The sequence below is a fragment of the Mycolicibacterium sp. ND9-15 genome (genome assembly GCF_035918395.1).
Lineage (GTDB): Bacteria > Actinomycetota > Actinomycetes > Mycobacteriales > Mycobacteriaceae > Mycobacterium.
Window position 1 is genome coordinate 3429350 of record NZ_CP142362.1, and the last position, 10820, is coordinate 3440169.

At 67.0% G+C, this 10820-nt stretch carries 6 protein-coding genes; 3 read left to right on the top strand and 3 right to left on the bottom strand.

Translation table 11 applies throughout. The features are described from left to right. Positions 1–62: 62 nt before the first annotated feature. Together QGN32_RS16270 and QGN32_RS16275 are read left to right on the top strand one after the other, a co-directional pair. On the top strand, positions 63–1595 hold the full coding sequence (locus QGN32_RS16270) for a bifunctional aminoglycoside phosphotransferase/ATP-binding protein (RefSeq protein ID WP_326545356.1): 1533 nt from the start codon (positions 63–65) through the stop codon (positions 1593–1595). After that, positions 1570–2928: a WS/DGAT/MGAT family O-acyltransferase gene (locus tag QGN32_RS16275; RefSeq protein ID WP_326545357.1), complete on the top strand. Its 1359-nt coding sequence runs from the start codon at positions 1570–1572 to the stop codon at positions 2926–2928. The genes QGN32_RS16270 and QGN32_RS16275 overlap by 26 nt, the downstream gene beginning before the upstream one ends. Positions 2929–2962: 34 nt before the next feature. Here QGN32_RS16275 and QGN32_RS16280 read toward each other — a convergent pair whose 3' ends face one another. After that, the gene (locus tag QGN32_RS16280) at positions 2963–3940 is read right to left on the bottom strand and encodes an Acg family FMN-binding oxidoreductase (RefSeq protein ID WP_326545358.1); all 978 of its coding nucleotides are present in this window, start codon (positions 3938–3940) and stop codon (positions 2963–2965) included. Positions 3941–3951: 11 nt separating this feature from the next. Next, the gene (gene ppsA, locus QGN32_RS16285) at positions 3952–6231 is read right to left on the bottom strand and encodes a phosphoenolpyruvate synthase (protein ID WP_326545359.1); all 2280 of its coding nucleotides are present in this window, start codon (positions 6229–6231) and stop codon (positions 3952–3954) included. 180 nt (positions 6232–6411) lie between these two features. Here ppsA and otsB point away from each other — a divergent pair, with 180 nt between their 5' ends. Beyond that, complete coding sequence (gene otsB / locus QGN32_RS16290) at positions 6412–10362, top strand: trehalose-phosphatase (protein WP_326545360.1); 3951 nt, start codon at positions 6412–6414, stop codon at positions 10360–10362. Positions 10363–10365: 3 nt separating this feature from the next. Here the strand turns inward: otsB and QGN32_RS16295 are convergent, their stop codons facing one another. Then, positions 10366–10809, bottom strand: a complete 444-nt coding sequence (locus QGN32_RS16295; RefSeq protein WP_326545361.1) for a hydrogenase maturation protease — start codon at positions 10807–10809, stop codon at positions 10366–10368. Positions 10810–10820: the final 11 nt, after the last annotated feature.

A 10820-nucleotide genomic window follows, 5' to 3' on the forward strand; every position in this document is an offset into this window, starting at 1 on the left:
GTCCCGAGGAAAGGGCCTTCCGGCCCTGTTCTCTACGGCGTTCGTCGCGAGATGGTGCACTCATGAAGTGCGCGCCGGCCACTGCGAGCACCCGTCGAGAGCCTTGGAGCAGAGCGGGAAACCTGGGCGCGGAAGTGCATGAAACGCACACCGGGGTGGTCGCTCTCATCGGCGACAGGGCGTACAAGGCCAAGAAGCCGCTCGTCACCGACTTCCTCGATTTCAGCACGCGCGAACGTCGCGAGCAGGCGTGCCGACGAGAGGTGGACCTGAATCGCCGGTTGGCCCCGGACAGCTATCTCGGGGTGGGGCACTTCACCGCTCCGGGCGAACCGGCCGAACCGGTCATCGTGATGCGCCGCTACCCGGAGTCCGCACGGCTCGCCGCCCTTGTCCGGAATGGGGAGCCGGTCGAAGACCAACTGATCGCGATCGCCGGGCACATTGCGCGGTTTCATCGAGACGCGCTGCGCGGCCCCCTGATCGACGACCAGGCGACAGTGGCCGCGGTCTTTGCGCGCTGGCACGAAAACCTCGACGAGTTACAGCGACATGTCGACACAGTCATCCCGCGAAAATCGCTCCAGGAGGTGACGCGCCTGGCCGATCGGTTCCTGGCCGGCCGTGACGAACTGTTCAGGCAGCGGATCGCCCAAGGTCGCGTCGTCGACGGGCACGGCGACTTGCTGACCCAGGACATCTTCTGCATGCCCGACGGGCCGGTGCTGCTGGACTGCCTCGAATTCGACGATCGACTGCGATACGTCGACGGTGTCGACGATGCCGCGTTCCTCGCGATGGACCTGGAGTTCCTCGGTCGAAACGACCTCGCAGATCTCTTCTTCGGCGAATACCTGCTGCGGGCCGACGACCGCGCACCGCGGTCGTTGAGGGACTTCAGCGTCGCGTATCGCGCCGTGGTGCGGGCGAAGGTGGACTGCATCCGCGTCGGCCAGGGGCACGCAGAAGCGGCGACCGATGCGAACCGGCATCTCGACATCGCGCTGGCGCACCTGCGCTCGTGCACGGCCCGGTTGATCATCGTCGGCGGCGGCCCGGGAACGGGCAAGACCACCGTGGCGCGTGCGCTGGCCGAACGGACGAACGCTCAGGTCATTTCGACCGACGAGGTGCGGCGCGAGCTACAGCAGTCGGGCCTCATCGCGGGCCGGGTCGGCGACCTGGACGCCGGACTGTATGCGCCCGAGAACGTGTCGGCGGTTTATGACGAGGTGCTGCGCCGTGCGCACGCTCTGCTGTCCACCGGTGAGACGGTCATTCTCGACGGCACCTGGCGCGATGCCCGGCAGCGGGAGCGTGCGCAACGACTGGCCGTCGAGACGTCCTCGGTACTGGTCCACTTCGTGTGTTCACTGCCCGCTTCCGACGCCGCCGAACGCATAGTGGCCAGGGGGCCGTCCGCATCGGACGCGACACCGCAGATAGCCGCTGCGCTGAGCGAGTTCGCGGAAACGGGCGAATTCCACCGAGTTGACACCGCTCGTCCGCTTGCGGATTCGGTGGACGACGCGGAACGGATGATCCGCCTGGCTGTCGAGGGAGGTCGTGATGACGAAGCATTTGACGGCACTTGACGCCGGATTCCTCGAAGCCGAAGACTCCGATCGGCATGTAAGCCTTGCGGTGGGCGGCCTGTCGATCATCGAGGGACCCATGCCCGACTTCACCGCGCTTGGTGCGGGTATCGCCGCGCGCATCACCCGAGTGCCTCGCTTCACTCAGGTGTTGCGGACGCACATGCTGGACCTTTCCCCGCCCGAATGGGCGGAGCACGACGGGTTCGATCCGTCGGATCACATTCATCTCGCCGCGCTGCCGCACCCCGGTGACGACGAGGCGTTGTTCCGCTTCGCCGCCGATGTCATGGAGCGGAGACTGGATCGCGATCGGCCACTGTGGGAGTGCTGGATCATCGAAGGTCTCCGGGATGACCGCTGGGCGATGCTGATGAAGATCCACCACTGCATCGCCGACGGGATCGCCACGATGCACATGTTCTCCGGGCTCAGCGACGACGGCGAGCGAGCCGACTACACCGGCGAGATCCGTGCCGCCCACAGCCCGCAGCACACAGGTGTCGACGGGTCGGTCGGCCTCAATCCGCTGAGCTGGGTCAGGGGTTTGTGGGGCTTGGCTGCCAGCGCGACCAGCGCGTCGCGGTTGGCATTCGAGGGAGCCCTGGAGGTCACCGAAGGACTGCTGCGTCCGGCGGCCACGTCGTCCCTCGTCGGGCCGGTGTCGACCAGGCGGCGGTTCAGTTCGGCGCGGGTCAGCCTGGCAGATGTGGGCCGGATCTGCGATGCCTTCGGAGTCACCATCAACGACGTCGCACTGGCCGCCATCACCGACAGCTTCCGTGCCGCGCTGGTTCGCCGCGGCGAGAAACCGCGACGCAACTCCCTGAGAACGCTTGTGCCCGTGTCGATCCGCTCGAACGATGCGATCGGTGTCGCGGACAACCGGGTTTCGCTGATGCTGCCGTTCCTGCCCGTCGACAAGGAGGACCCCGAAGAGCAGCTCCGATCCGTGCATCGTCGGCTGATCCGGGCCAAATCCAGCGGCCAGCGCGAGGCGGGCGGTGTCTTCGTCGCCGCTGCGAACGTCGTGCCGTTTCCGTTCACCGCGTGGGCCGTTCGCGCGTTGACCAGGTTGCCGCAGCGGGGGGTCGTCACACTGGCGACGAATGTACCCGGGCCCCGGCAGCGCATGCGGGTCATGGACCGCGAAGTGGTCCGGGTGGTGCCGATCCCGCCTATCGCGTTGCAGCTACGCACGGGCATAGCCATGCTCAGCTACGCCGACGAGTTGGTGTTCGGCATCACCGGTGATTTCGATACCGCCCCCGACGTCACGGAACTGGCCAACGGCATCGAGCGGGGGGTGGCTCAACTGGTCGCACGCACGTGACGGCACTTGACGGCTTAGCGGTCCGGATCCCCCTTTACCGGATCTGCAGGACGTCGCCCACCGGCCGGCGCGGCGTGTGCTTCTCCACCGTGGCGGTTTCCGGGGCGCGGCCGACACGGATCAGCAGCTGGGGTTCGGCGCGCCGGCCCGTGAGTCGACGAACCGCTTCCCGGCTCGCGTGCACCTCGATCATGTGGGTGAGCGTGCAGGTGGCCAAACCCGCGGCGGTGCAGTGCAGTAGCACGCGGGAGAGCATCTCACCGCATCGCAGCACGTTCTCGCGGCTGTCGTCGAATGTCGAGAGGACAAGGACTTTCGATCGGTCACGGTCGAGCCCCGCTCTGCGGTCACCGGAGCCGTACGTGGGGAAGTCGCGGCCGATGTCGACTCGGGACGCCTCGGCCGAGGAGGCCATCGCGGTGGCCGGCAAGCCGTGGTCGCCGGTATGGTGTGTCCACCAAAGCAATTCGTAGCGGTATGAGGCGTCGTCGCGGCGATATTCCTCCGAACGACGCGAGGCGTCGGCCAACGCCGGCCGTCCGCTGTCGTCGATCACATCCAGGTCGACCCCGGAGCCGGCGAGCACCGCTTCCAGTTGCGCCTCCAACTCCGGCCACGGCTCCGGGGCCGCCATCGCGAGCCGGTCGGTGCGGCGTCGTGAGATCGCCTCGGCCAGCGCGCGTTGCTGCTCGCTGACCGATTCCGCCGCGCTGAAGGCGATGGACGCGAGATGATCGTGATCCGTCGGGTCGGGATACCTGTCCACCGCGGTCTGCCAGCCGGCGGCGGCCGCGGCGACCTGAAGGTGATCGAGTGCCGCCCCGCAACTCAGGATCACCTCGCCGCCGGTGGCATCCGTATGACGGCCGACGCGCGAATGGTCGGCGAACAGGTGCAGCGCGCCGCGTTCGAACACCCACCGCCAGGGTTGGCTGTTGTGCAGTGAGGGAGCGCGAGCGGCCGTCTCGACGATCGTGGCGATCTGTTCGGCGCCGATACTGTCATTCGACATGACCCACTACCTCACCGGGCGGCTTCGAGCAGCAGCCGTCGCTCCGCTGCGGCGATCACCCTCCGGGCGGTGTCAGCGGCGTCGGGGTTGACCGATATCGACGTGATGCCCATCCGCACCAGATGTTCGGCGAACGCCGGGTTGGTCGACGGCGCCTGGCCGCACAGCGACGAAGTGATCCCGTACTTGCGTGCGGTGCCGATGATTTGGCCGATGGCGTCGAGGACGGCGGGATCGGATTCGTCGAACAACTCGGCGCAGACGTCGGAGTCGCGGTCGACCCCGAGCACCAGCTGGGTCAGGTCGTTGCTCCCGATCGACACACCGTCGATGCCCATTCCGATGTATTCGGGAAGCCAGTGCACGATCGAGGGCACCTCGGCCATCACCCACCGGTGCAAACCTCGCTGCCGGTTCAGCGGGCTGGCGTCGACGAGCGCAAGGCAAGCCTCCAATTCCCATTTCGTGCGCACGAACGGGATCATCAGCCCCAAGTTGGGCGATTGCTCCCGCACGCGCGCCAGCGCTTCGAGTTCGAGCGCGAACAGATCCGGTTCGTTGACGTACCGATAGCAGCCGCGATAGCCGATCATCGGATTGTGCTCTTCGGGCTCGTACGTCTCCCCGCCCGTCAGCCCGCGAAACTCGTTGGTACGGAAGTCCGATGCCCGGTAGATGACGGGCCTCGGTGCGAATGCGGCGGCGATCCGGCCGACCGCGGCCGCGAGCTTGTCGACCAGTATGCCCTGCTCTCCGCGCGCGATGAGGTCACGCGGATGACGGTTGGACAGCGCCTCGGTCAGGATGAACTCGGCGCGCAGCAGGCCCACGCCGTCGACCGGCTGTGCGGCAACGGTTTCGGCGGACTCGGGCATGGCCAGGTTGACGTATACCTTCGTGCCGGTCGCCTCGCTCTGCGGTTTGCTCGGCGCGCCGCGATCGGTCACCGATGCCGCCGGCTTGGCCTGCACCCGACCGGAGACCACCTCTCCGCGGGCCCCGTCGACGGTCACCGTCGTGCCGTCGTGGAGGTCTCTCGTCGCGGTGCGCGTGCCGACGACGCACGGGACACCCAGTTCGCGCGCCACGATTGCGGCGTGGCAGGTCATGCCGCCGGTGTCGGTCACCAGCGCGGACGCCCGACGGATGGTGGGCAGCCAGTCCGGATTGGTCATCTGGGCGACGAGGATCTCGCCGTCCTGTAACTGCGCACCCTTGTCGGGCGTATCGAGCACCCGCACCTTTCCCGAGGCTATGCCGGGTGCAGCGGCGAGCCCGCGCGCCAGGACCAGATGCTTTTCGGCGGCCGGGGGGGTGGTGTGGCCCAGCGTGGTGATCGGCCGGGCCTGCACCAGGTAGGCCTTGCCCTCGGCGATCGCCCATTCGGTGTCCTGCGGGCAGCCGTTGTGCCGCTCCGTCGCAATGGCGAGTTCGGCTATCGAGCGCAGTTCCTCCTCGGTGAGAACCCGTGCATTGGCCTGTGACTCGTCGAGGTCCACCACGGCATCGTGGCCGTCCTCGCCCCGGACGATCTTGAACGACTTGTAGCCGAGCCGGATATCGAGGGGTTGCAGGGTCTCCTTGGAGACGATGTAGGTGTCGGGCTCGACATGGCCGGACACCACGACCTCGCCGAGACCGAACGCGCCCTCGATGACCACCCGGTCCTGGGCACCGTTACTGGGGTCGGCGGTGAACGCGACGCCGGCCTTCTCCGAGTGGATCATCTGCTGGACGACGACCGCCATCGCGGGGTCGGCCCTGAAGCCGCGGCTGGCGCGGTAGGTGATGACGCGCGGGCTGAACAGCGACATCCAGCACCGCACCACCGCGTCCATGAGTCCGTCGTCGCCGGTCACGTTGGTGATGGTGGCGTTCATGCCGGCGAACGAGGCGTCCGCGCCGTCCTCACCGGTTGCCGAGGAGCGCACCGCGACCACGGCGGAGCCCGATCCGAGCGCGTGGTACGCGTCCAGGATCTCACGTCGCACTTCGTCGTTGGCCCCGGCCTTGCGCACCAGGCCCTTCATCCGCTCGGACAGTTCGGTGAGCCTGGCGGTGTCGGTGACGTCGAGTGCCTCCCGGTGCAGCGCGTTGAGTTCGGCGTGCACCCCGCCGGACTTCATGGACTCCCGATAGCAGTCGCGCAGCAGCACGAATCCCGGCGGTACGGGCAGGTTGGCGGCGACGAGTTCGCCCATGTTCGCACCCTTGCCGCCGGCCTCCTCGGCGTCGGCGATCGTCAGTGCGGAGATGTCGCGGATAAAGGTCACATCGCTGAGAACGGCCATGTGCCCATCCTGCCCCAGGCGGTGGTCTTGCGTAACCATCTGAGGAACATGGCGGCCCGGTCGAAGGTCCCGACTGCGAAGGGCATTAGGTCCCTAGCCGCCGACGAGTGACGTCGGTTCCTTTCGGGTACGCCGCACAACCGGTGGCATGATGACGGGTATCTCTGGAGAGGTAGGGCGATGAGGCTTCCAGTCTTCGTTGACCCGCGGTATCACGACGCGGTGATCTTCGACCTCGACGGCGTCGTGACCGACACCGCCGCCATCGACAAGGCGGCGTGGAAGGCGATGTTCGACGATTTCCTCACCCGGCGGCCCGCGGGCGATGCCGTCGAGCACTTGGAGTTCACCGACGCCGACTACCGCGACTTCGCCGAGGGAAAACCGCAACTCGACGGAATTGCGGCTCTGCTGAAGTCACGCGGAATTTCGCTGCCCCTGGGAACCGAAAGCGACGACGGCGCCGCCACCGTGTGCGGTCTACGGAACCGGCTGCACAACCTCGTCATCGAGATGACCGCCCACCAGGTGCCGATATTCGTTTCCACCGTCGGATTGGTGCGACAACTGCGAGCCGCCGATATCGCCACCGGCGTCTTCTCGTCCGCCCGCAACTGCAAGGAGGTGCTGCGCTCAGCCGGACTTTCCGATCTGTTCACCGCCTGCGTCGACGAGGGTCTTGCGTCCGAAGCGCCGTTTGGCGGCCACCAGCACGCGGCCGTCCTACCCGAAGTAGCACGCCAACTCGGGGTACCGCCCGCGCGGTGCGTCGTCGTCGACGACGACGCCGCGGGCGTGGCGGCAGGCCGCGACGGCGGGTTCGTCCTCGTCATCGGCGTCGACCGCAACGGCGACGGGGCGGCTCTCCTTCAATGCGGCGCCGATGTGGTGGTACGTGACCTCGTGGAGGTGACGGTGCGCGGCGGTTACCACCGTCTTTCCGCCACCGCCGACGCGCTCCAGTCCTACAGCCAGATAGCGCCGTTGGCGGACATGCGGCAACCCGCGGTGCTGTTGGACTTCGACGGGACCATTTCCGAGATCGTCAACGATCCCGATGCGGCCAAGCTGGTTCCCGAGGCCGGCGAGGTGCTCAAGTCTCTCGCCGCCCTCTGCCCGGTCGCCGTGATCAGTGGCCGAAGCTTAGAAGACATCCGATCCCGGGTCGGCGTCCCCGGTATCTGGTACGCCGGCAGTCACGGCTTCGAGATGGTGGACCCGGATGGGTCGCTCCATCGGAATGATGCGGGGGCACAGGCGATCCACACCCTTGACGAGGCGACAGAAGAACTTCGGAACCGGTTGGCCGGCGTCGACGGGCTCGTGGTCGAGAACAAGCGGTTCTCGGTGGCCGTGCACTACCGGAACGTCGCTCCCGAACTGGTCGACGGAGTCGTCGCCGCGGTGCGTACCGCGGGGCAACGCCACAAGCTTCGGGTGAGCGGTGGGCGCAAGGTGATAGAACTCCGTCCGGACGTCGACTGGGACACAGGTAAGACACTGGAGTGGATCCTCGACCAGATCGACGGCACCCGGCCGCTGTTGCCGATCTACATCGGCGACGACCTGACCGACGAAGACGCGTTCGACGCGGTGCGGCACAAGGGCATCGGCGTGGCGGTCCGCAACGCCGAGTCGGGGGACCGGCCGTCGGCGGCGCGGTTCGCCCTCGAGAATCCCAATGTCGTCTGTCGGTTCCTGGACCGGCTCACCGACCAGTTGGCTGCCGAGCAGGACACGGCAAGCGATCCGTGGATGATGACGTTCGGCGGCTACCAACCGGACCACGAGAAGACGCGAGAAGCACTGTGCACCATGGGCAACGGCTACATGGCCGTGCGTGGCGCGGCACCGGAATGCGGTGCCGGTGAGCTCCACTACCCGGGAACCTACGTCGCGGGGATCTACAACCGCCTGACCGATGAGGTGGCGGGCACGGTGATCGACAACGAGAGCCTGGTGAACCTGCCGAACTGGTTGCCGGTGACCTTCCGTATCAACAATGGACCGTGGTTCGTCATCGACGATGTCGACGTGTCGACGTATCTGGTGACGGTCGACCTGCTTCGAGCCACGATGACGCGAGAGTTCTCGTTCACCGATCGGTCCGGTCGGACCACCCGTTTTTCCCAGACCCGATTCGTGGCGATGCATCTGCCGCACGCAGCCGCTCTGCAGACGACCGTGCACGCGGACAACTGGTCGGGACGGCTGGAGTTCCGCTCGGTTGTCGACGGTGACGTGCAGAACCGGGGCGTCGAGCGATACCACGATCTGTCATCGCGTCATCTGAACGTTGTCGAAGCACGCGAATTGACCGGTGACTCCGTGCTATTGGCGGCTCGAACCGTCGAGTCGAACATCGAGGTCGCCGTCGCCAAACGGAGCACGGTGCGCGGGGGAAACGGTGAATCCCCCGCCGAGAGTCGCCTGGTCAGCGAGCCCCTCCGGGTGGGCCATGACATCGCCGTCGACCTCAGCGAAGGACAGTCCGTCACGCTGGAAGAGGTGGTGACCGTTTACACGAGCCGCGACCACGGGATATCCGGTCCGGTCTCGGCGGCCGAACGCGAGCTGCAGCGCATCGGCGGATACGCCGAACTCGAACGGGGACACCAGCTGGCATGGGCCCACCTGTGGGAACGCTTCAACATCGAGATGGGCTCCGACCCCGACCTGCGTCGCATCGTGCGCCTGCACCAGCTGCACGTTCTGCAGACACTTTCGCCCCACACCGCGGACCTGGATGTGGGAGTCCCCGCCCGCGGCCTGCATGGCGAGGCTTACCGCGGCCACGTGTTCTGGGACGAGCTGTTCGTCTTCCCGGTGACCAACATGCGGCTGCCCAAAGTCACCCGCTCGCTGCTGATGTACCGCTACCGTCGGTTGCCCGAAGCCCGCCGCGCCGCAAGCGAGGCGGGTCACGCCGGTGCGATGTACCCCTGGCAATCCGGGAGCGACGGCCGCGAAGAGAGTCCGCGGCTGCATCTCAACCCGCGATCCGGCCGATGGAATCCGGACGCGAGCGCGCGCGCCCACCACATCGGACTCGCCATCGCATACAACGTTTGGCAGCACTACCAGGTGACCGGCGACGGGGGGTTCCTGATCGACTACGGCGCCGAGATGCTCGCCGACATCGCCAGATTCTGGGTCAGCCTGGCCACCTACGACTCCGCCAGGGAGCGCTACGTGATCCGCGGCGTCATCGGTCCCGACGAATTCCACTCCGGCTATCCGGGCCGGGAGTACGACGGGATCGACAACAACGCCTACACCAATGTGATGGCGGTATGGGTGATCGTGCGGGCACTCGAGGCGCTCGAGCGAATCCCGCTGCACTACCGGCTCGCGCTGCTGGAGTCGCTCGGCATCCGCGACGAGGACCTCGCTCAGTGGGAGGACGTCAGCCGGCGGATGTTCGTGCCGTTTCACGGCGGGGTGATCAGCCAGTTCGAGGGCTATGAGGACCTGAAGGAGCTGGACTGGGACGGTTACCGCAGCCGGTACGACAACACGCAGCGGCTGGACCGCATCCTGGAGGCCGAGAACGACAGCGTCAACAACTACAAGGCCGGCAAGCAGGCCGACGCGCTCATGCTCTTCTACCTGCTGTCCGCCGACGAACTCTACGAGCTGTTCGACCGGCTCGGATATCGCTTCACCCCGGAGCAGATCCCGAAAACCATCGAGTACTACCGGCGGCGGACTTCACACGGCTCGACACTGAGCGCCGTTGTGCACGCCTGGGTGTTGGCTCGCGGCAACCGAGACCAGGCGATGGCGTTCTTCCGGCAGGCGCTGGCCTCCGACATCGCCGACATTCAGGGTGGCACGACGGCCGAGGGCATCCACCTGGCCGCGATGTCGGGGAGCATCGATCTGCTGCAGCGGTGCTTCACCGGGCTGGAGATGCGGCGCGACCGCGTCGTCCTCGGACCGCTCTGGCCGAAATCCCTCGGCCGCCTGGAATACACCTTCCGCTATCGGGGCCACCGGCTCCAGTTATCGGTGCTCGGGCGAAGCGCGGCGTTGAGCGCCGAACCCGGGGACGCCGCGCCGGTACTGGTGGAATGCCGTGGCGAGACGCAAATCCTGCGAGCGGGCGGGACCGTCGAGTTCAACGAGTAGCCGTCAGTCGACGAATTCGTCGAGGACGGCGTCGACCGCATCGGTGACGCACGCGGCGACCGGGTCCGACAGGCCGGATCCCAGACCACGATCGACGATATCCACGGTGAGCACGACGAGGCGACCGGGTAGCAGGCCGAGTGCCCGGCCGAGCGCATATGTCTGCGCCAGTCCGAGGGCATGCGAGCTCGTAGGGGCAGAGTCGGGCCTCGCATCGGGTGTCCACCGCCGGATCCGGCCCGGAATGGCATCCGGGCTGACCGCGGCATCGACCACCACAACCGTCGGCACACCGGCCCACGCGTCGAGGATGGCGCCGGGTTCGCCGATCGCGGTCATCACCTCTATACCGGGCAGGTCGCGCCGGGCGACTTCGTCCGCCACCGCCAATCCGACTCCGTCGTCACGGCGGAAGCTGTTGCCGATTCCGATCACCAAGTGCGTCAACGTCGTTCAAT

Coding starts and splice junctions, on each gene's coding strand:
- QGN32_RS16270 (WP_326545356.1), top strand. CDS start 63: ATGAAGTGCGCGCCGGCCACTGCGAGCACCCGTCGAGAGCCTTGGAGC.
- QGN32_RS16275 (WP_326545357.1), top strand. CDS start 1,570: ATGACGAAGCATTTGACGGCACTTGACGCCGGATTCCTCGAAGCCGAA.
- QGN32_RS16280 (WP_326545358.1), bottom strand. CDS start 3,940: ATGTCGAATGACAGTATCGGCGCCGAACAGATCGCCACGATCGTCGAG.
- ppsA (WP_326545359.1), bottom strand. CDS start 6,231: ATGGCCGTTCTCAGCGATGTGACCTTTATCCGCGACATCTCCGCACTG.
- otsB (WP_326545360.1), top strand. CDS start 6,412: ATGAGGCTTCCAGTCTTCGTTGACCCGCGGTATCACGACGCGGTGATC.